The following is a 20,853-nucleotide window of genomic DNA, read 5'->3' on the forward strand; positions in this document are numbered from 1 at the left end:
TTCTTTCGGTGTATAGATTTATATTTGATTACTACAATTATTTTCACCTTCAGACTCCACTATTCACTACACTGTCCGGATCTAGAAAACAGTGAATGCTTTGATGCAAAAAAATGTTTTTGTGATGGTGATAATCACTAAAATAAAATCACACTTAGTTGTGAACAAATTTATGGCAAAAAAAACTTTCTTGGCCTTCTGAAGATGAACCCCATCCACTTCAATTATGATCTCCAGCGAATGTTAGAAATCAGGCACCCACCATAAACCCTAGCAAGGTGATTTTTTAGAAATCGGACTAAACTTAAGGAAACTAAATTCATTAGAGGTTTCCATTCCAACTACCAGACTGAGTGGTATGAATCCTCAGATCAATTCATGAGTCGGTTTGTGGTGAGTGGAAGATTTGAATTTACCTTGATCCGATTCTCAATGGCAGACTAATCCGTTCGATTTTCAACCTGATCTAAAGCATTTTTACTCACCACGTTCTCAATCCAGAATAGATAAAAGATCTTAAAAAACTTCAGAAAATAAATAATCGGACGAAACCTTATTCACGATTTAATCTGTTTTTTGACAAAATAACGCTGTATTCAGCAAAAAATATCGAATTTGTATTAATAAATGTTAATGAGGTGTTGTTCTTATGCTCATCTCGAACTATATTATGCACGTCATTTCAATCATATAGGAGTACCAATGGCTCTAAAGAAAACTGTAAAGAAGCGTCGCAGAGCAAAAAGAAAAGTTGTTTCCATGGAAACAATCACTGCAGCTCTGCAAGCCGACATCAATCTATCAGCTGCAAATAAACGTGCACTGGCCAGATTAACTAAAGCTGACAAGGCACTCGAGCGCCAAGACAAGCTGGTCGAAACCAATAACGATCGGGTTGAAAAAGCACGCGCTGCTGCTGGAACTGCAAAAACAGCAGCCAGTAAGGCTAAAGCCAAAGAGCGTCTGAGTGCTGCTCAAGACAAGCTGAAACAGGTCAAAGCTGATCGTACCGCATTAGTCAGTGAACAGCGTAAAGCTGCCCGACTGGCAAAAGGTCTTTACACTGCCATGCAATCTGCACGGGCTAAAATGGTTAAAGACTTTGAAAAGAGTGCTAAAGCTCTGGAAAAAGCCGTTGATACAAAAAAACGTCGGCGTCGTAGAACCAGCAAGAAGAAAGTCGCTGCAGCTGAATAAGCCTCGACTCTATGTTAATTAAAGCCACTGTCTTGGCAGAATGCCGGGACAGTGGTTTTTTTAGCAGGATTCTAGTTCTCAATTGAGACATTCTTATCTTAGTGTCTCTGGCATAAAGCGGAATTTCTCTCACCTCACCACAGAACCTTCTCAAAATCTATTGCCTGGTGAAGATCTTTCGATAGAGAAACTTCTCGATCTCAACAAGAATCAATACACTCGAAGCTACCAAGGTGATTAACAGCCAAACTCCAGGTTCAATGGACGCAGTTCCGAACAGATACTGCAGCTGAGGTAAATAGGTAAACCCCAGTTGAAACACCAGCAATAGACCGATTGCGAAAAGAACATAACGACTACCGACCAGACCACGCCAGTTCAATACAGGCGCAATAATATAGCGCGAGTTGAAGAGATAGAATATTTCAAACATAACCAGGGTGTTCACAGCAATGGTTCTTGATTCAGAGATGCTCATTCCCTGCTCGCCTGCCCAGAGAAAGAGTCCAAAAGTACCTCCGGTGAGAATAGTTGCAACAAAAAATATTCGCCAGATCAGAAAAGGGGTCAATAGTGGCTCCCCTACCTTTCGTGGCTTTCTCTGCATTACCCCAGGTTCGGATGGCTCCATAGCAAGTGCCAATGCCAGTGTCACTGCCGTAATCATATTCACCCATAGAATCTGCACAGGGGTCAGTGGTAATTCACTAAAACCCAATACAATTGCAGCCAGAATAATTAATGCCTCGCCACCGTTGGTCGGTAAAATAAACAGTATTGCCTTCTGCAAATTGTCATAGACCGTCCTCCCCTCTTCCACAGCAGAAATTATCGAGGCGAAATTATCATCGGCCAGTACCATTTCAGATGCTTCCTTTGCAGCTTCAGTACCGCTCTGACCCATTGCTGTACCAACATCAGCACGTTTCAATGCAGGTGAATCATTGATCCCATCTCCCGTCATCGCAACTACTTGTTGCTGCTCCTGCAATAGGGAAACGAGTCGCAGCTTATGCTCAGGGCTCACTCTGGCGAAAACATCGACTTTTATCACATGCTCACTCAGTAGTTGGTCATCCATTTGCTCCAACATCTGCCCCTCTAGCGCTTCACTACAATTCGTCAGTTTAAGTTGTCGAGCGATCGCAAGTGCTGTAGCGCTATGGTCACCGGTAATCATTTTCACTCTAATACCGGCCTGGTGGCACTGTTTTACAGCATCAATTGATTCATTGCGGGGAGGATCGATGAGGCCAAACATTCCCAACAGGATCATACCGTTTTGAACATCTTGATAGTTCAGTTCCAATTTATTGATTGGTGTCGGTTTAATTCCTATAGCCAGAACCCGCTGCCCTCGTCCAGCCATTTCATCGATACGTTTCAGCCACAGCTCCTGATCAATTGCTTCATCACCATTCAAAGTGCGCTGCAGTTTACAGATTTTTATTAGCTCTTCAGGGGCGCCCTTTATGATGATAAAGGCACCACCACTATGGCTATGGTGAAGTGTCGCCATAAATCGATGCTCTGATTCAAAAGGAATCAAATCAGTGCGAGGATGTTGCTTATTGGCGACCTCCTGGACAATGCCTGCTTTTATTCCTGCAACCAATAGCGCACCCTCCATGGGATCCCCATGAACCCGCCATTCAAGATCACTGATTTGTTGCAGTGATGCATCATTACAAAGAACGCCCGCCCTGAAGACCTCTCCAAGCAGCGGTTGATCCTCAACCCGTATCTCTTCACCATTCAGGGTAATACTCCCGTGAGGGTCATATCCTGCACCAGAGACTCTAAAACCATCCTGGCAGGTTGCTATGCTGCGCACAGCCATTTCATTTCGAGTCAATGTTCCGGTTTTATCCGAACAGATCACCATTACCGAACCCAGCGTCTCTACAGCGGGTAGTTTTCGAATAATCGCATTCCGTTGCGCCATTCGCTGCACACCAATGGCCAGTGTAATTGTCATGATCGCTGGCAAACCTTCTGGGATTGCAGCAACAGCAAGACTGACTGAGGCGAGAAACATTTCCGATGCATGGTAACCTTGTAAAAAGATTCCAAAAAGGAAAGTAATAAAAGCAACTATGAGAATAGCGAGGGTAAGCCAACGGCCAAACTGATCCATTTGGCGCAACAGGGGCGTTGTGGTTGCTTTAACCTCGGCAACCAATGATCCAATACGACCAATTTCTGTCTCTACGCCGGTTGCAACTACAACGCCTCTACCCTGACCATGGGTTACCAAGGTACCTGAGTAGGCCATATTGATTCGATCCCCTAAAGGGGCATCCATTTCCAGCTCAGCAGTCTGTTTCTCGACAGCTATCGATTCACCCGTTAGTGCAGACTCCTGGATCTGAAGTCCTTTAACCCAGATCAGTCTGAGATCTGCTGGCACGCGATCACCGGATTGCAAATGAACCACGTCACCCACAACCAGATTTTCAGCATCCAGGGTCAGTTGTGCGCCATCTCTCAAAGTCATCGCATGGGGAGAGAGCATTTGCCGAATAGCATTCAGAGCATTCTCTGCCTTCCCCTCCTGGAGATAACCAATTAAGGCATTGATCAGCACAACACCAAAAATTACGCTGGCATCCAACCAGTGTTGCAGTATTGCGGTTACGCAACCTGCAGCAATCAAGACATAGATAAGCAGATTGTGAAATTGATAGAGAAATCGCAACCAGGAAGGAACAGGATCAGGCTCGGGTAATCGATTTGCCCCATATCGAAGATAACGATCATTGGCCTCTTCCGATGATAGCCCAGACTCGGTGCTATCCAGTCTGGATAGCACCTGACTGAAATCGATCATATACCAATGGTCATCAAAAGCCGGTGATTGACCGGGTTGATTGGAAATCTTGTCGCGTTTGCGCTTTAAGTGTCGTATTCCAGCAACGACCAGAACCACAATTACCAGCAACGCTAAGCTATACCACCAAATATCACTAACCATCTGCGGACTCTCTTGTACTCAAAAGCACAAAAATAATATTAGTAATAATCCGATTCTTTGAAGACCTCTGAATAACTCTAAGCCGGACAGATTCTCAAATAAAAGTGCCGAATCAAGGCGCGGAAATGTGTAAAAACCCGCTATTGCGAAGACCCGCATTGCAGCAGCGATAAAACGTGACGGCAAAGTGTCGTCCCATGACTTGGTCAGAAGTCCCTAAAATTGCCTCCTTCTCATCAACAGCAGGATCCAGTGGCAATTAAAGGATTCTCCTAAACATTATAATAAAGATTCCAATATCCACTTTGATTGGAGGCACTATTTAAGTCAGTAATAGTCAAGCAAGAGAACCACACCTGATAGCAGAACTACTGCCAAAACAATATTTTATGGTCATTGTAGTGTCAGATGAGTGAATTATTTTGGACCATGTGATGAGTTAAAAATAACAGTGATAATCGTACAAAGCAGCAGTATATTCAATTATTCTAATTAATAATCAATACCTTAAAAATTGTCGACCAATTAACTTAGTTATTGCGTTTTAGTGAGATTTTGTCTTATTCTGTTGACTTAGATCAATAAAACGACGCCAAGCAGAATCCGGCCGTCACCGACGTGTGGAATGGCAGATGATCCTAACGGATACTCAAAACATGGATTCTGATGAGTCTATTCTCATCTTGACTCCCAATAAAAACCTGACTTGGAATCAATCCAAGTGGCTTTTTCTACTATTGGCCACACCCTGTCTGTTTATTTCTCTCTACTTCTATTCTCTTGGCGCCTGGTTGGTACTTCCATTTGCTGGCCTGGAGATATTGATAATTGGAATCGGCATCTATTGTCAGAGCTGCTGTGCCCACACCCGGCAGACTATCAGAATAGGTAGCAATCAAGTCAGGGTGAGTAGCAATGGCCTGCATGACTCAGAAAAATGTTTCCATAAAGCATGGATGAAAGTTATCCAGAAACACGATCCCCGAGGCTGGTATCCCAGTCGTCTACTAATCGGTTCTCATGGTGAATATATCGAGATAGGGAAGTACTTGGTCGAGGATGAGCGTGAAGTGCTTGCTCATAGTCTAAAAAACAAAATCGAGGGCATTTAACCAGTATGAAGTTTAATAAAAATCATACACGACATGGCAGTGCTCCCGTGTCGGCGTTACAAAACAAAGATAAAGCAGTTTTGCACAACATGAAACTACCTTTGTTAGCAGGTCTCTCCATTGCATTATTGACGCTGTCAAATGTAAGCAAAGCAGAATATGGCCTCAACTTCCCTGAACCTGCTGCCAACGTTGCCCAGGATATCTATAACATCCATATGCTAACGATGCAGATAACAACGGTACTGTTGTTGATTGTTTTCGGATTTGTCTTCTACTCGCTCTACTACCATCGAAAAAGCCGTGGCTATCCAGCAGACCAGAATTTCCACAACTCCTGGTTTGGTAACTGGTCCTGGGTCATCGTCCCGGTGTTGGTGTTGGGCGTCGACCTTACCATTGCTGGCAAAGCGGACGTTGTATTGAAAAAGGTCTGGGATGTACCCAAGGATGAGAACATCCTGGATGTCAAAGTAACTGGACACCAATGGTGGTGGGAATTCGACTATCTGGATCATAATATTAAAGTAGAGAGTCGATATGTACCGCAAGAGAAATCTGGTGATCTCTACCTTAGAGAGGTCGACAATCGACTGGTCTTGCCAACCGGACAAAAAATCCGTTTTCTCCACACCTCTGCTGATGTGCTGCACGCTTTTTGGGTACCTGAACTGGCAGTCAAAAAAGACGCAATTCCTGGCTATGTCACTGAAACCTGGGCTGAACTGAATAGAGAGGGTGTCTTCCGTGGACAATGTGCCGAGTTATGCGGCACCTGGCACTCCCGCATGCCCATTGTGGTGGAATCGGTATCACCTCAACAGTTCGCTGCATGGGTTGATGACCAGAATGCAATCAAAATTGCAGCTGCAGCAGAAGCAAGTGCTGACAAAACCTGGAGTCTCGATGAGCTGTTGACGAAAGGAAAGGCGCTCTACGAAACCAAGTGCGCTGCCTGTCACCAGGTTACAGGTATGGGATTACCACCAGCTTTCCCGGCTTTGAAAGGCTCTGCCCTTGCCACCGGTCCAATTGCGGATCACTTACAGATTGTAATCAAAGGCAAAGAAGGTACTGCCATGCAGCCTTGGGGCTCGCTCAACGATTTAGAAATCGCAGCAATTGTAACCTATGAACGAAATGCTTGGGACAATAACACAGGCGATGTGGTGCAGCCTGCCGATGTTAAGCAGGCAAGATAGAGGAGAGTTAGATAATGACAACTACAACCCTTAACCATGATGAAGCGCATCACCATGATAATCCAACAGGTTGGCGCCGCTGGTTGTTCAGCACCAATCACAAAGATATAGGTACGCTATACCTGCTGTTTGCATTGACTATGCTATTTCTTGGTGGCGCCAGTGCGATGTTGATACGTTTGGAGCTTTTTCAGCCGGGAATCCAACTGCTCGACCCTGATCTATATAACAATCTGGTAACCAACCATGCACTGATTATGATTTTCGGTGCTGTTATGCCGGCAGCAGCAGGACTGGCCAACTGGATGATTCCGATGATGGTCGGCGCGCCTGACATGGCACTTCCGAGAATGAACAATCTCAGCTTCTGGATTCTTCCTGCAGCAGCCACCATGCTGATACTTTCATTTGTCGTACCCTTTTTTCCTGGCGGCGGAACACAGATTAATACAGGATGGACTCTCTATCCCCCACTCTCCGTTCAGGTAGGAATGTCGATGGACTTTCTGATCTTCGCCATCCACCTCTTGGGTATCTCTTCTGTACTCGCTTCGATCAACATTATCGTAACCCTGCTTAACATGAGAGCACCAGGCATGACACTGATGAAAATGCCAATGTTCTGCTGGACCTGGTTGGTTACCGCATTTTTATTGATTCTGGTAGTACCTGTACTTGCTGGCGGCGTCACTATGCTGCTGTTCGACAGGCACTTCGGCACCAGCTTTTTTGATGCGGCAGGTGGTGGGGATCCAGTGCTGTTTCAACATCTGTTCTGGTTTTTTGGCCATCCTGAGGTCTACATCCTTTTGTTACCCTCTATTGGGGTGCTCTCACACGTAATCCCAGCTTTCTCTCGCAAACCACTTTTCGGATATAAATCCATGGTGGGTGCAATGTTGACCGTTGCTACGGTCGGCATGGTTGTCTGGGCTCATCATCAATACACCATTGGCATGTCCTTAGGTGCAGTCACCTATTTTATGATAGGAACGATCCTGATCTCGATTCCGGTGGGTCTGATGATTTTCAACTTTATTGCTACCATGTGGCGTGGTGCAATGACCTTTGAAACGCCCATGCTTTTTGCAGTGGCCATAGTGCTGATGTTCACCTTTGGTGGATTGAGTGGTGTGATGCTGGCTGTTGTACCCGCAGACATGCAGTACCACGACAGTATGTTTGTCGTCGCCCATTTTCACTACGTGCTGATGCCTGGTGCAGTGTTTGGTCTTTTTGCCGGCATTTTCTACTGGCTACCCAAATGGACAGGACATATGTATGACGAAAAGCTGGGGAAAATCTTTTTCTGGACAAACGTCATCGGCTTTAACATTACCTTCTTTCCGCAACACTTTCTCGGTTTGGCGGGAATGCCCCGGAGAATCGTTGACTACAACATAATGTTCACCGAGTTCAACGTTGTTTCGAGCATTGGCGCAATGATCTTTGGCCTTAGTCATCTGCTACTACTCTACATCGTTATAAAAACAATTCGTGGAGGCAAAAAAGCTGAAAGCAGAGCATGGGAAGGTGCTGAAGGACTTGAATGGGAGTTGGATTCACCTCCCGCATTTCATACCTGGACTGTCGCTCCGCAAATCAAGTAAGAACTTATAGGTAGAGTAATGAGCATACCGAGATTTCAAACACCGGAATTGAGAACTAAAAATATTCGCCTGGCATGGATACTGGCCGGATTAGCCCTCTTCTTTTTAGTCACCTCGTTTCCGTTTTGGACAGGACTGTTTCGAATTGTGGGTTCTCAGGCAACACCATGAGTAGCCAGTCACCGGGGCAAAGTAAAAACCGTCGTACCACATTTCTGCTTACTGGCATTGTGGTCTTTATGTTTGGTTTTGGCTTTGCCATGGTGCCACTCTACAATCTTTTCTGTGAAGTGACAGGGACCCAATCACTTTCGCAACGCAGTAAAATAGAACAGGCAAACCCAACATCTGGTGAGGTGGATAGCAATCGCTGGGTTACGGTGAAATTCGACGCCACAGTCAATCCAAATCTGCCCTGGGAATTCGAAGCGGTAACCGGCAGTCTCCGGGTACACCCGGGAGAGATGTACGAGGTCAACTTTATCGCACATAACCGAAGTCGATCTTCGGTTACTGGACAGGCAATCCCCAGCGTGGTGCCTTGGCAAGCCACACCCTATTTCAGCAAGTTGGAGTGCTTCTGTTTTAACAAACAGACCTTAACCGGAAACCAGTTAACTGAAATGCCACTCCGTTTCATGGTTTCAACCGATCTGCCCAAGGATATTCACTCATTAACACTATCCTATAGTTTCATGCGTCTAAAGGTACCGAAAGAGAAACCAAAACAGAGCAACGATCTTCCAAATATCGCAATGCAGGTGAACAAGTGAAGAGTGTGATCTGTTGTGAAACTATGACTTTATATCTATACCGCTACTCAATATCGGGGAGAGAGTTACGATGTCAGTAAAAGAACATAATGGGGACTACTTCATACCCGAACCCAGTCCATGGCCAATAATTGGGATGTTATCACTGCTGCTCACCCTCTTCGGTGGTGCTCTTGCAATGAACGGGGTCTCTATCGGCGGATTTCTCGTTATAGCTGGTCTGATACTCTTTTTCTATCTGCTCTATAGCTGGTTTCGTGACGTCGTCATGGAAAATTTAAGTGGGAAATACAGCCGCCAGGTTGATACCTCTTTCCGCATGGGCATGTTTTGGTTTATTGCATCAGAGGTATTCTTCTTTATCAGTTTCTTCGGTGCACTCTTCTATATCCGCAATATTGCACTACCCTGGTTGGGTGGTGAAGGGTACCTTGGCATGACCAATGAGATCCTATACAGCGGTTTTGAGAATGTCTGGCCATCCCATGGCCCCGGTGAGATGGGGGGTGACTTCACCCCTATGGGAGCCTGGGGAATCCCTGCGATCAACACCTTGATACTGCTGACCAGTGGCGCAACGATCACCTGGGCTCATTGGGGATTGAAAATAGATAATCAAAAACAACTGGTCAACGGATTGATTGCCACGATTGCGTTAGGGGTGTTTTTTGTCATCCTGCAGGGCTATGAATATGGTCATGCCTACCATGAACTCAACCTCACACTGGAGACAGGTGCATACGGTTCAACATTCTATATGCTAACTGGTTTTCATGGCTTTCATGTGACGATGGGGGCAGTGATGTTGATGGCGATTCTTGGACGTAGCTTGAAAAGCCATTTCAGTTCACATAACCACTTCGCCTTCGAAGCGGTCGCCTGGTACTGGCATTTTGTCGATGTTGTCTGGCTTGGGCTGTTTGTTTTCGTCTACTGGTTGTAGATTCAGTTCTGTTGCCTTCTGATCATTCTTATTGAGGCAACAGACCGTGAGGGGTAAGTAAACCGAAAAAGTAACCCGCCATCAGTATGACGAATAGCAACAAAGAGAGTGCAACTCGAACAGTCAACGCACGCACCACACGCGTACTGTTTTCTTTGCCGTCATCCTTGGCCATGTAGTACATCCCCTGAAAGAGGGAAAAAAGAATGAATAGCAAAACCAGTAATACAGGTAATTTAAAGATAATGTCCATGATCATTCCAACTTTTGTCGAATCGGTTATCCACCCGCCGGCAGTGCTGTTTTGACGAAGGGTAGTTTCACTATAGATGTTATGACAAGCAGCACGCACTATTTTCGCGCCCAGACCATCCCCACAATAATCATGGTAATCATTACCCCCATGCTCTGTGGCCTTGGTCTATGGCAGCTCGACCGCGCCGCACAGAAACGGCAACAAGCTTCTGCGTTGGAGATGCAACGAAACCTGCCTCCTCTCTCCTTAAATGATGAACAGCTGCCTCAACGTGATTCCATGTTGTACCGTCACGTCGTTGCTAAAGGACATTTTCTCAACGATAAAGCAATCTACATAGAAAACCGTAAACACTTGGGCAAAACCGGGTTTCATATCATCACACCACTGCAACTTTCAGGCAATGGCAGAATTGTTTTAGTCAATCGCGGCTGGGTCGCTCATGATCAGTTAGATGAAAAATTAAACCTGCCACTGAATTCCAATCAGCAAATAGTTGATGGTGAAGTCACCATTCCGGAGGCGCCAGCCATCGAACTGACACCTTCGAATCAACAGAGCCAGTCACCTCCGCGATGGCCCTATCTGACCCTGCCCCGTTATATTGAATGGTCTGGTCTGGAGGTACTGCCACTGATGATTTTACAAACATCCAAAGACGATCTGGCATTTATTCGCCAATGGCCCACACCGAAGGTAAGTGACCTGATGCATATTGGTTACGCTATCCAGTGGTTTGCCTTTGCCATAATCGCTCTGCTTGTATGGCTGCGTCTATCGTTGCAAAAAACGGAAGAGAGTGAAGTATGAGCAGCCTGGCACAGCAGTCCCCCCCTTCCCGCAGCCTGGTATCCTTGTGGATATTGATAGCTATTTGTTCATTGCCACTGATATTTTCCTGGTTGTTTTACATGAATCCCGATTGGCTACCTGGTAGCCGGGCCAATAACGGAACACTGATCGATCCGCAAAGAGCGGTAGCCGCACTAACTCTAAACACAATTGAGCGAACACCCTTTGAGTGGAATTCTCTTGAGGATAAGTGGACACTGGTTGTAGTCAGTGAGTCAGGCTGTGATGCCGCCTGTGTTGAAGCACTGATCAAAATACGTCAAATACGTCGCGCAACCGCAGCTGGCAGGCAACGCATTGAACGTGGATTAATCATCTATCCAGACAGCAGTGGAAATATTGATATACCTTCATTAGATGGACTGGACGGTACACATCTACTGATTGCTGATCTCGATCAGCGTGCAGCTGTGACATCCCTATTCCCGCTAGCGGAATTTGAAGATAGCATTCCGGTCTTTATTATCGATCCCAGAGGAGATTTGATGATGCGATATGACACCCCACAGATCACCTCAAAACAGATCCTTGAAGATCTGGAAAAACTACTCAAGGCCTCTCAAAACTGGTCCCAAGGAGGTCAATATGGCCATCAGTAATATCTCTACACGACACGCCATCAATTTTACATGGCAACACTATTATGAGCTGACCAAACCAAAAGTAGTGCTACTCATTGCCTTCACAGCATTGGTTGGTATGCTTTTGTCTGAACAGGGTTTCGTACCCTGGCAACCGATGCTGTTCGGTCTGCTCGGCATCTCTTTAGCTGCCGCCTGTGGCGCTGTCATCAATCACATTATCGATCAACGCATTGATAAAATGATGCAGCGAACCAGTAGACGCCCATTTCCAAGTGGCCACATGGACACCCAGCATGCAGGCAGTTTCGCCCTGTTTTTAGGTCTGGTTTCCATGCTGATGCTGTTTTTTCTTGTCAATCCTTTAACGGCACTACTGACCTTTATGGCACTGATCGGCTATGCACTGATCTATACCCTCTATCTGAAACGCAATACACCGCAAAACATTGTTTGGGGTGGTTTGGCTGGTGCATCTCCTCCACTACTCGGCTGGGTAGCCATTACCGGGGAAGTCACCATCGAGGCGTTTCTACTGTTGTTAATTATCTTTGTCTGGACGCCACCTCACTTCTGGCCCTTGGCAATCCACCGTCGCGATGATTATGCCAAAGCTGACATACCCATGCTTCCGGTCACCCATGGCATCGATTTCACCAAGCAGCAGATTCTTATTTACAGCATCATGTTACTTGCTGTAACCATGCTTCCATTTGTGGTGCACATGAGTGGCTACCTCTACCTGTTCGGTGCACTCTCTCTTGGTAGTGGTTTCGTCTATCACGCTATTAAATTGCTACGTAGTGATGGACGGGATCATGCAATGAGGACTTTTACCTACTCAATCCTCTATTTGAGTCTGTTATTCACCCTGTTGCTGGTGGACCACTATTTAGTCATGGCTCTAAACTGAGAACAGATGATCAATCAGGCGCACCACTACTGTTGCGTAAATCCTCTTTAAACTACAGAAGCAGCTTTAAATGCCCCTCTTCCGCCAGAGGGGGGTTATAGAGGCAAGCCGCGAATGTTCGCAAATGGATTTTGGGCAAAAAACAGCGCAAATTCTCACACTCCTAAGGCCGTATTGGTTCGGCAGGGCCGTACCCTACGACTTTTACGGCAGCAGTCGATTAGACATTTCGTCTTGTACTGACCAGGACATACCTATCACAACGACCTGTTATCGGATCCAAGAGTGATTTAAGCTATATAGACTCAATAGCGTGTAATTCAGGATGGCAATAAGTGAAGGAATTATTAGCAAGGCTTACCCGTCAAACGGCATCTCTGTTCAGTCGCATAGCACAGCTCTACCACCCCCGAACCATTCGGGAGAAGGGCGTGTTCTGGGCCAGTGGGCTTGGCACTGTTACCCTGATAGTCCTGCTTTTCCTGCTGGGCATCTATTGGAGCATCATGCCGGAGCCATTTGATGTCAAAAAAAATACCAGTAATGTTTTGACAGAAATGGAATTAAAGCCGGTTATTGGCTCCTACACTACAATCACCCTGTTAACCACTATTGAAACCCTGCTTGAAAAGCCTGGGGGCTACCTGAGCAATGATGTAATGCCACCCAGCGTCTTCCTCGACAATATGCCCAACTGGGAGTTTGGGGTATTGACACAAGTTCGGGATTTGGCCCGTTCACTTAGAAACGACATCAGCCGCTCCCAGTCTCAATCTACTGAAAACAAAGATCTGGCAATCACTGAACCTCAATTCAACTACAGCAATGACTCCTGGATCTTTCCATCAACCGAGGGAGAGTACTCCCAAGGTATAGAAGCCCTGAAACGCTACCTGACGGGCCTCTCACAAGAGGGCAAGCAGAATACTCAGTTTTATGCCCGAGCCGACAATCTAAGGGATTGGTTGGCTATTGTTGAAAAACGGCTGGGTAGCCTCTCTCAGCGTTTGAGCGCCAGTGTTGGACAGGAACGAATCAATACTGATTTGGCAGGAGACCCTTCTGCAAGCCAATCGACTATGGCTAATGAGAGTATGACCGTACAGACACCCTGGCTGGAGATTGATGATGTTTTCTATGAAGCCAGAGGATCTACCTGGGCACTGATCCATTACCTCCATGCAGTTGAGATAGATTTTCGGGAAATTTTAAGCAAAAAGAATGCGTTGGTAAGTTTGCGCCAAATCATTCGGGAGCTGGAAGCTGCCCAGGAGCCTATCAGTAGTCCTGTTGTATTGAATGGCAAGGGTTTCGGCATCTTTGCAAACTACTCACTGGTGATGGCCTCCTACATCTCCCGCGCCAATGCAGCAGTCATCGATTTGCGTAACCTGTTAAGTCAAGGATAGCGCCGGACAGTAGATCTATTGCAGCCTGTAAAACATTGGTTTGCCAATAAAACCATAAAACCCTGATGACGCCGATGGATTTTTCTGGCGTCGACAAAAGTAGACGAAGATAAACTCTATTCCGGCCGCACCCAATAGGAAAAAAGTTACCTCTACGCTACAGCATTAAGTGAAAAAAACAGCTGTTTTTTACTGATTTAGCCCTCCCCAGCTGTTCATCTGCTACAGAATCACTTGCCATACGCGTAAATATACTGATAATGGCGCACTTCGGTATCGGGCCCTGTGCTATAATGCGCCCGGTTTTAAGACCGCCCGCAAGGGTATACCTAAATATAATTGAGTTAAGAAATAAGTATGGCGAAAGAAGATTTCATCGAGATGGAAGGCACTGTGGTTGAAACCCTGCCAAACACCATGTTCCGTGTTGAACTGGAAAATGGCCATGTGGTAACCGCCCATATCTCAGGCAAAATGCGTAAGCACTATATCCGTATCCTTACCGGCGACAAGGTTACTGTACAGCTGACCCCTTACGACCTGACCAAGGGCCGCATCACCTATCGTGCGCGCTGAGGAAGAGTCAGCCTTCGTCGATCGATGTATCGGCTACTGGCTCGCCCTCAATATCAAATATAAGCTTGTCTTCCGAGACATCTACTTTGACAGCTCCGCCTGCTGATAGCTTCCCGAACAGCAACTCTTCTGCAAGTGGCTTCTTAATTTCGTCCTGAATCAACCGAGCCATGGGACGCGCACCCATCTTGGGATCGTAACCATGTGCTGCCAGCCATACCCTGGCCTCAGCTTCCACAATCAGATTGACGTTTTTCTCCTGTAACTGACCTTCGAGTTCAAAAACAAACTTATCAACCACCTTGGCGATATGTTCCGGCGTCAATCCGGAGAATTGAATGATTGCATCCAGACGGTTTCTGAACTCAGGGGTGAACATCTTTTTGATCACCTCCATACCATCGCTGGTATGGTCCTGTGTAGCAAAACCTATGGATGAACGACTCATCTCCTGAGCACCCGCATTGGTGGTCATTACGATCACAACATTACGAAAATCGGCTTTCCGACCGTTATTATCGGTGAGTGTACCGTGATCCATAACCTGCAGCAGAAGATTGAAGACATCCGGGTGGGCCTTTTCGATCTCATCGAGAAGCAGTACACAATGAGGATGTTTGGCAATCTCTTCAGTCAACAAGCCACCCTGATCAAAACCAACATAGCCTGGAGGCGCACCAATCAGTCTGGAAACGGTATGTCGCTCCATATATTCGGACATATCGAAGCGGATTAGATCCATACTCAGAATTCTGGCCAGTTGCCGGGTAATCTCAGTTTTACCCACACCAGTTGGCCCTGTGAACAGAAATGAGCCAACAGGTCGACCCTCGTTGACCAGTCCGGATCTATTCATACGGATTGCCGCAGTCAATGCTTCAATTGCCAGATCCTGACCGAACACAACCATTTTCAAATCTCTGGTCAAGTTACGCAGGGATTCTGTGTCGGATGTCGAGACTTTCTTCGGTGGAATACGAGCGATTTTAGCCACAATGGCCTCTACCTCATCCACATCGATGATCTTACGACGCTCTTCCTCTGGCTGTAGCTGTACATTGGCCCCAGCCTCATCGATTACATCAATCGCCTTGTCAGGCAAGTGGCGGTCATTGATGTACTTGTCAGAGAGCTCTGCTGCACTGTTAAGTGCGTCCTGTGTGTATTCGATATTGTGGTGCTCTTCGAAACGGGACTTGAGACCTTTCAGAATCTCTATGGTCTCCTCGACGGTAGGCTCTTCCACATCTATTTTCTGGAATCGGCGGGCCAAAGCCCTATCCTTCTCGAAGATCCCACGAAACTCCTGGTAGGTTGTTGAGCCGATACAACGCAGTTCCCCAGATGCCAAAACTGGTTTGATCAGATTTGAGGCATCCATAACACCACCAGACGCTGCACCTGCACCGATAATGGTGTGTATCTCGTCAATGAACAGAACCACATCTTTTTTGATCTTCAGTTCTGCGAGCACAGCCTTCAGTCGTTTTTCGAAATCACCCCGATATTTGGTGCCTGCGACAAGAGTGCCCAGATCAAGTGCGTAGATAGTAGCGTTCGCTAATATATCCGGCACCTCGGCATCGACGATCTTTTTCGCCAGACCTTCTGCAATTGCAGTTTTACCAACGCCTGCCTCACCAACCAGCAGAGGATTGTTCTTGCGACGCCGACATAAAATCTGAATTGTTCTCTCAATTTCGCTATGTCGACCGATTAGTGGGTCAATTTTTCCTTGTTCCGCGAGTTGGTTCAGATTAGCTGCATAGTTGTCCAACGCACTGGCTTGATCTTCACCCTTGTTTTCAGTCGACAACTCTACAGGACTCTCATCATGGCCAACTTCATCAAGCTTCGATATACCGTGTGAGATATAGTTGACGACGTCCAAGCGGCTGACTTTCTCTTCATTCAGGAAAAAAACTGCCTGAGAATCCTGCTCGTTGAAGATAGCAACCAGCACATTGGCTCCAGTCACTTCGTTCTTCCCAGAAGACTGGACATGAAAAACAGCTCGCTGCAGCACCCTTTGGAAACCAAGAGTTGGCTGAATTTCCCGCTCGTCACCATCAGGGATCAATGGTGTAGTTTCATCAACAAATGTGCGGATTTTCTGCCGCATCTTTTCTATATTGGCGCCACAGGCACGCAATACAGTCACTGCTGACGGGTTGTCCAGCAAAGCAAGTAACAAGTGGTCGACAGTCATAAACTCATGCTGTCGCTCTTTGGCGCTTTTAAACGCCTGATTTAGAGTGAATTCCAGCTCTTTGTTCAACATCTTGGATACTCCATACGTACCGCTTAGGTCTCTTCCATAGTGCACATCAGCGGATGCTGGTTACTACGTGAGTAGTCGTTAACTTGAGAGACCTTGGTCTCGGCTACGTCTTTGGTAAATACACCACAGACCCCTACACCTCGGGTATGTACATGCAGCATCACCCGAGTGGCTTTCTCCCTGTCCATACTAAAGAAGGCCTCTAAAACCTGAACCACAAATTCCATTGGAGTATAGTCATCGTTTAGAATAATAACCTTAAATAGCGGTGGCCTTTTTAATTTGGGAGCAGCCTCCTCTAATGCTAGACCATCGTCGTGTGATGTTTGTTCTCTATCGCTCATACTGGGTGATTCTAGCAGGCCTGCCTGACCTGAAAAGTTGATTTTTTTAAGGATTAATACCAATTCCTGGTAACACTATCCTAATTAACCTGTTAGTGACGAATAAAGCAATAATACTATTGTATATGGAGGGTATATCCCTAAATATCAAGCCAGTTCACTCCTCATTGACACTCTGTAACTAAAAAAGCTCCTCTCTAATATACACAGATCTCATTTACAAACCGATATACATCCATGCATAGCCCCTATATCTGATGATTGAGTTGCAAAGGATCTCTTGCTCTACCAAGAGAGAGGCTTTCAGGCTCAGCTGATTTCTGCGACTTAACCGCCAAGCTGGTGGAGAGGTGAACGATATTTACGACAATACCTGAAGGATTTTAACTCCTCGAGAAGATTTCAGTAATATTATGATATAGGGTAAGTCATAATATCGACGTTGAAAAGGTTAGGGAAATTACCTATAAAATATCCAAATTATAGTTAAAAGTCAGATATTTGTTGACCCTTTAGTAATGCACACTATACTTCCTCATACAGTGTTGAGAATGGTTCCGATTAGAGGATCAAACACTGATTTTTTTGCCGTTGATTTGACGGCCTGAGCATTTAACTAAAGGCTGGTGCTAAGGCTGGTGGACAGAGTTGTTTCACGCCTCTCTGCTAATCATAACAACGTTGTGTGTTGCGTTATAAGTTGACTTGCGGACGGTGAGTGACGTGAACAGATAGACCCTACAGTTTGAGATAAACAATCTCATAAAACGGGTTCATCAGATCCTTGTCACATTCTTCTACAAGCCACTTGTAAGCTCCCCCAACAAACGTTCCACCATCCTGAGCTATCGTATATAGTGAGGAGTAATAGCTATGGCGACTGGAGTCGTAAAGTGGTTTAACAACGCCAAGGGCTACGGTTTTGTAACCCCAGAAGATGGAGATCAGGATGTTTTTGTCCATTTTTCATCAATTGAAATGGATGGATATAAGACACTGAAAGAGGGCCAAAGGGTCCAATTTGAGATAAGTCAGGGTCCAAAAGGTCTGCACGCAACCAATATTCAAAAAGTTGCTGCGAGTGGTGAGTGAATCTAAATAAAAATCAACTCTCGTAATATTTAATCAGCCGGTCTGGTTCAACCATACCGGCTTTTTTATGCCCTATCCAGAAAAATACCATCTGGCTGTTTCCAGATCAGCCCTCTGCCGATACTATTACACTCTAATTCAGTAAGGCCTTTCGAAATTCTTTAGATTAATCCTGCATGTTGATCCTATTCAATAAACCTTTTGGTGTCTTGACCCAGTTTACAGATGGTCAGGCACGCCCTACCCTGGCGGACTATATCACCACCAAAGGGGTCTATGCGGCCGGACGTTTGGATCGTGACAGTGAAGGTCTGGTGATCTTGACCGATGATGGAAAGCTTCAACACAGAATCTCACATCCCGCTAAGAAATCCTGGAAAACCTACTGGGCTCAAGTCGAAGGTACTCCCAGTGACCAGAGTATTGAGCAATTGAGGCAGGGAGTGGATTTAAAAGATGGCCCTACCCTGCCTGCCAAAGTCAGAAAAATAGCAGAACCTGCACTCTGGCCTAGAGATCCACCTGTACGTTTCAGGGCCAAAATCCCCACACAATGGCTTGAAATTCAGTTACAGGAGGGTCGAAATCGACAGCTTCGACGTATGACAGCATCTGTTGGCCACCCAACATTGAGACTTGTCCGTGTTGCGGTTGGCCAATGGCGACTAAAACAACTACAACCGGGTGAATGGCTGACTCTGGATTCTAAACCAAGCCGGGAAAAAGCAGATAGAGAAAAATTTCGACATGCCAGAAAACAGTAAAGTCATTGTTGGTCTATCCGGAGGGGTCGACTCTTCTGTCGCCGCCTTGCTGCTCAAACAGCAAGGCTATGCTGTAGAGGGCCTGTTCATGAAGAACTGGGAAGAGGATGACGATGAAGCGTACTGCTCTGCTGCAATTGATCTTGCAGATGCCCAGGCCGTAGCGGACAGGTTGGATATCCCGCTTCACACAATCAACTTTGCCACCGAATACTGGGATCGGGTATTTGCCTATTTTCTGGATGAGTACAAAGCTGGCCGAACACCCAACCCGGATGTTTTATGCAACCGGGAGATTAAGTTCAAAGCCTTTCTCGACTACGCCACTGATCAATTGAGTGCCGCGGCTATCGCTACGGGCCACTACGCCGCACTAGCGTATAATGAACAGCTCTATCGCTTGATTCGAGCCCAGGATGAAGGCAAAGACCAGACCTACTTCCTCTACATGCTGGGCCAGAAGGCGCTCTCTCATAGCCTGTTTCCTCTCGGGGATTTAAATAAACAACAGGTCAGGTCAATGGCTCAAGAGGCAGGTTTCCCCAATCATAAGAAGAAAGACAGTACAGGAATCTGTTTCATAGGCGAACGAAAGTTCCGGGAGTTTCTGCAACGATTTCTACCCGCCAAGCCTGGCGAGATAGAGGATTCTCAGGGGAACACCATAGGCCAGCATCAGGGCTTGATGTACTACACCCTCGGACAGCGGCAGGGACTGGGCATTGGTGGGCGTAAGGGTGCAGATGAGGCCCCATGGTTTGTAGCGGCAAAAGATCTTGATCGAAATGTTCTGGTTGCTGTACAGGGCCACCAACACCCCCTTTTGATGTGTAGCGAGATGGTCTGCAAACAGCTCCACTGGGTAAGTGGCCAGGGGCCGACGGAGCCATTCAGCTGCCTTGCCCGAATTCGTCACCGCCAAACTTTACAGGAGTGCCGGGTTCAGCCACTCGATAAGGATTGTTGCCAGGTGATCTTTGAGACGCCGCAACGAGCAGCCACACCGGGACAGTCTTTGGTGTTATATCGAGAGCAAGAGTGTTTGGGAGGTGGCATCATTGAATCAACGGATGCCCCGCCCTACAACCAGGCCTAATTACTATTAACCCGGCGACTAAGTATCTGCTATAGACTGATGGGGGGCAATCGAGCTGTATGATAGTATGTCGAATCGCAAGAATCTCAGCTCAGGAACAGTATGAAGTATCAGGATAGTGATCGTACGATTGCTTTATCAGGTATATATCAAGCAGCTACTCTGGTGCAGCAGGTAGCCCGCAAGGGTTTGGCCAGCACCGATACGATTTCACCCAGCATTAATAGCCTCTTCCAACTGGATGCCGAGAGTGTAGTCGATGTCTATGGTGGCCTCGAGGCCATTGCACCTGGGTTGCGTCAGGCACATAAACAGCTTAGTGGAAGCCAGGCTCGGGATGATGAATTGACCCGATATATTCTTAGCCTGATTCAACTGGAACGAAAACTGAGCCACCACCAGGAGAGATTGGAAATAATCAGAAGCGGTATCATGAATACCGCTGCACGATTGGCTCATTTCCCCTCTACCCACAGCAATATACTTGGCGCTTTAGCTGATCTCTATGCTGAAAATGTAAGCACATTAAAACCAAGAATTATGGTCAGCGGTGAAACTGTCTTTTTGCAGAACAGCGACAATGTGAACCGAATACGCGCTCTGTTACTATCTGGTATCAGAGCTGCGATGCTCTGGCGTCAGACTGGAGGACGCCGTAGACAACTGTTGTTTAGTCGAAAAAATTACATCGAAAGTTGTAAAGCCTTGTTGGATAGGCTTTAACAAAGGGATACTCAGGCTATTTGCAGGTTCAATATCGGGCCTGAAACAGTAGTCCCTGTAGCAATCTTTTGGTTAGCTTCTATATTGCTAGTGGTCAATGGGGTAAAAATAGCGAATAACAGCCCAATACCCCTTGAACCATAATATAAAATAGA

19 protein-coding genes are annotated in these 20,853 nt (G+C 46.3%); 15 read left to right on the forward strand and 4 right to left on the reverse strand.

Going from position 1 to position 20,853, the window contains the following annotated elements:
• Positions 1-702 precede the first annotated feature (702 nt).
• Complete coding sequence (locus AC4IE7_RS11665; protein ID WP_490777019.1) at positions 703-1,197, forward strand: hypothetical protein; 495 nt, start codon at positions 703-705, stop codon at positions 1,195-1,197.
• 157 nt (positions 1,198-1,354) lie between these two features.
• Here AC4IE7_RS11665 and AC4IE7_RS11670 read toward each other — a convergent pair whose 3' ends face one another.
• On the reverse strand, positions 1,355-4,027 hold the full coding sequence (locus AC4IE7_RS11670) for a cation-transporting P-type ATPase (protein ID WP_490777042.1): 2,673 nt from the start codon (positions 4,025-4,027) through the stop codon (positions 1,355-1,357).
• A 776-nt stretch (positions 4,028-4,803) separates the two neighbouring features.
• Here AC4IE7_RS11670 and AC4IE7_RS11675 point away from each other — a divergent pair.
• The 5 genes from AC4IE7_RS11675 (at position 4,804) to AC4IE7_RS11695 (ending at position 9,811) form a co-directional block, all read left to right on the forward strand.
• Entirely contained in the window at positions 4,804-5,283 is a 480-nt protein-coding gene (locus AC4IE7_RS11675; RefSeq protein ID WP_490777020.1) for a DUF2244 domain-containing protein, read from the forward strand.
• Between the two features lie 5 nt (positions 5,284-5,288).
• Positions 5,289-6,485 carry a cytochrome c oxidase subunit II gene (gene coxB / locus AC4IE7_RS11680; RefSeq protein ID WP_490777021.1) on the forward strand — a complete coding sequence of 399 codons (1,197 nt, stop codon included), beginning with the start codon at positions 5,289-5,291 and terminating at the stop codon, positions 6,483-6,485.
• A gap of 14 nt (positions 6,486-6,499) precedes the next feature.
• Complete coding sequence (ctaD, locus tag AC4IE7_RS11685; protein WP_490777022.1) at positions 6,500-8,095, forward strand: cytochrome c oxidase subunit I; 1,596 nt, start codon at positions 6,500-6,502, stop codon at positions 8,093-8,095.
• Positions 8,096-8,262: 167 nt separating this feature from the next.
• Positions 8,263-8,868: a cytochrome c oxidase assembly protein gene (locus AC4IE7_RS11690; protein WP_490777023.1), complete on the forward strand. Its 606-nt coding sequence runs from the start codon at positions 8,263-8,265 to the stop codon at positions 8,866-8,868.
• A 70-nt stretch (positions 8,869-8,938) separates the two neighbouring features.
• The gene (locus tag AC4IE7_RS11695; RefSeq protein WP_490777024.1) at positions 8,939-9,811 is read left to right on the forward strand and encodes a cytochrome c oxidase subunit 3; all 873 of its coding nucleotides are present in this window, start codon (positions 8,939-8,941) and stop codon (positions 9,809-9,811) included.
• A 28-nt stretch (positions 9,812-9,839) separates the two neighbouring features.
• On the opposite strand, the gene AC4IE7_RS11700 is transcribed toward AC4IE7_RS11695, so the two are convergent.
• Entirely contained in the window at positions 9,840-10,064 is a 225-nt protein-coding gene (locus AC4IE7_RS11700) for a twin transmembrane helix small protein (protein WP_490777025.1), read from the reverse strand.
• A gap of 81 nt (positions 10,065-10,145) precedes the next feature.
• Here AC4IE7_RS11700 and AC4IE7_RS11705 point away from each other — a divergent pair, with 81 nt between their 5' ends.
• The 5 genes from AC4IE7_RS11705 to infA all read left to right on the forward strand — a co-directional run bounded on the left by AC4IE7_RS11705 (position 10,146) and on the right by infA (position 14,398).
• Positions 10,146-10,877, forward strand: a complete 732-nt coding sequence (locus AC4IE7_RS11705) for an SURF1 family protein (protein WP_490777026.1) — start codon at positions 10,146-10,148, stop codon at positions 10,875-10,877.
• Complete coding sequence (locus tag AC4IE7_RS11710; RefSeq protein ID WP_490777027.1) at positions 10,874-11,518, forward strand: redox-active disulfide-containing membrane protein; 645 nt, start codon at positions 10,874-10,876, stop codon at positions 11,516-11,518. Before AC4IE7_RS11705 ends, AC4IE7_RS11710 begins: the two co-directional genes overlap by 4 nt.
• Positions 11,505-12,413 carry a heme o synthase gene (gene cyoE, locus AC4IE7_RS11715; protein WP_490777028.1) on the forward strand — a complete coding sequence of 303 codons (909 nt, stop codon included), beginning with the start codon at positions 11,505-11,507 and terminating at the stop codon, positions 12,411-12,413. The genes AC4IE7_RS11710 and cyoE overlap by 14 nt, the downstream gene beginning before the upstream one ends.
• 335 nt (positions 12,414-12,748) lie before the next feature.
• Positions 12,749-13,822 (forward strand): DUF2333 family protein, encoded by a 1,074-nt coding sequence (locus AC4IE7_RS11720; protein WP_490777029.1) that lies wholly within the window; start codon positions 12,749-12,751, stop codon positions 13,820-13,822.
• A gap of 357 nt (positions 13,823-14,179) precedes the next feature.
• A complete protein-coding gene (gene infA, locus AC4IE7_RS11725; protein WP_068995306.1) occupies positions 14,180-14,398 on the forward strand; it encodes a translation initiation factor IF-1 in 219 nt (72 codons plus the stop codon).
• Positions 14,399-14,405: 7 nt separating this feature from the next.
• On the opposite strand, the gene clpA is transcribed toward infA, so the two are convergent.
• Positions 14,406-16,679, reverse strand: coding sequence for an ATP-dependent Clp protease ATP-binding subunit ClpA (gene clpA / locus AC4IE7_RS11730; protein ID WP_490777030.1), 2,274 nt, complete (start codon positions 16,677-16,679; stop codon positions 14,406-14,408).
• Between the two features lie 23 nt (positions 16,680-16,702).
• On the reverse strand, positions 16,703-17,023 hold the full coding sequence (gene clpS / locus AC4IE7_RS11735; protein WP_490777031.1) for an ATP-dependent Clp protease adapter ClpS: 321 nt from the start codon (positions 17,021-17,023) through the stop codon (positions 16,703-16,705).
• 873 nt (positions 17,024-17,896) lie between these two features.
• Between clpS and cspD the strand changes: the two genes are divergently transcribed.
• The 4 genes from cspD to hflD all read left to right on the forward strand — a co-directional run bounded on the left by cspD (position 17,897) and on the right by hflD (position 20,698).
• Positions 17,897-18,115, forward strand: coding sequence for a cold shock domain-containing protein CspD (gene cspD, locus AC4IE7_RS11740; RefSeq protein ID WP_490777032.1), 219 nt, complete (start codon positions 17,897-17,899; stop codon positions 18,113-18,115).
• Positions 18,116-18,291: 176 nt separating this feature from the next.
• Positions 18,292-18,879 (forward strand): pseudouridine synthase, encoded by a 588-nt coding sequence (locus AC4IE7_RS11745; RefSeq protein WP_490777033.1) that lies wholly within the window; start codon positions 18,292-18,294, stop codon positions 18,877-18,879.
• A complete protein-coding gene (gene mnmA, locus AC4IE7_RS11750; protein ID WP_490777034.1) occupies positions 18,863-19,975 on the forward strand; it encodes a tRNA 2-thiouridine(34) synthase MnmA in 1,113 nt (370 codons plus the stop codon). Before AC4IE7_RS11745 ends, mnmA begins: the two co-directional genes overlap by 17 nt.
• A 102-nt stretch (positions 19,976-20,077) precedes the next feature.
• Positions 20,078-20,698 carry a high frequency lysogenization protein HflD gene (hflD, locus tag AC4IE7_RS11755; protein WP_490777035.1) on the forward strand — a complete coding sequence of 207 codons (621 nt, stop codon included), beginning with the start codon at positions 20,078-20,080 and terminating at the stop codon, positions 20,696-20,698.
• The last annotated feature ends 155 nt before the right edge of the window (positions 20,699-20,853 follow it).

This window comes from Candidatus Thiodiazotropha sp. AKAK3 (assembly GCF_058244645.1).

Bases quoted from the DNA above. Each gene is read 5' to 3' on its own strand.
- AC4IE7_RS11665 (WP_490777019.1), top strand. From the start codon at position 703: ATGGCTCTAAAGAAAACTGTAAAGAAGCGTCGCAGAGCAAAAAGAAAA.
- AC4IE7_RS11670 (WP_490777042.1), bottom strand. From the start codon at position 4,027: ATGATCGATTTCAGTCAGGTGCTATCCAGACTGGATAGCACCGAGTCT.
- AC4IE7_RS11675 (WP_490777020.1), top strand. From the start codon at position 4,804: ATGATCCTAACGGATACTCAAAACATGGATTCTGATGAGTCTATTCTC.
- coxB (WP_490777021.1), top strand. From the start codon at position 5,289: ATGAAGTTTAATAAAAATCATACACGACATGGCAGTGCTCCCGTGTCG.
- ctaD (WP_490777022.1), top strand. From the start codon at position 6,500: ATGACAACTACAACCCTTAACCATGATGAAGCGCATCACCATGATAAT.
- AC4IE7_RS11690 (WP_490777023.1), top strand. From the start codon at position 8,263: ATGAGTAGCCAGTCACCGGGGCAAAGTAAAAACCGTCGTACCACATTT.
- AC4IE7_RS11695 (WP_490777024.1), top strand. From the start codon at position 8,939: ATGTCAGTAAAAGAACATAATGGGGACTACTTCATACCCGAACCCAGT.
- AC4IE7_RS11700 (WP_490777025.1), bottom strand. From the start codon at position 10,064: ATGGACATTATCTTTAAATTACCTGTATTACTGGTTTTGCTATTCATT.
- AC4IE7_RS11705 (WP_490777026.1), top strand. From the start codon at position 10,146: ATGACAAGCAGCACGCACTATTTTCGCGCCCAGACCATCCCCACAATA.
- AC4IE7_RS11710 (WP_490777027.1), top strand. From the start codon at position 10,874: ATGAGCAGCCTGGCACAGCAGTCCCCCCCTTCCCGCAGCCTGGTATCC.
- cyoE (WP_490777028.1), top strand. From the start codon at position 11,505: ATGGCCATCAGTAATATCTCTACACGACACGCCATCAATTTTACATGG.
- infA (WP_068995306.1), top strand. From the start codon at position 14,180: ATGGCGAAAGAAGATTTCATCGAGATGGAAGGCACTGTGGTTGAAACC.
- clpA (WP_490777030.1), bottom strand. From the start codon at position 16,679: ATGTTGAACAAAGAGCTGGAATTCACTCTAAATCAGGCGTTTAAAAGC.
- clpS (WP_490777031.1), bottom strand. From the start codon at position 17,023: ATGAGCGATAGAGAACAAACATCACACGACGATGGTCTAGCATTAGAG.
- cspD (WP_490777032.1), top strand. From the start codon at position 17,897: ATGGCGACTGGAGTCGTAAAGTGGTTTAACAACGCCAAGGGCTACGGT.
- AC4IE7_RS11745 (WP_490777033.1), top strand. From the start codon at position 18,292: ATGTTGATCCTATTCAATAAACCTTTTGGTGTCTTGACCCAGTTTACA.
- mnmA (WP_490777034.1), top strand. From the start codon at position 18,863: ATGCCAGAAAACAGTAAAGTCATTGTTGGTCTATCCGGAGGGGTCGAC.
- hflD (WP_490777035.1), top strand. From the start codon at position 20,078: ATGAAGTATCAGGATAGTGATCGTACGATTGCTTTATCAGGTATATAT.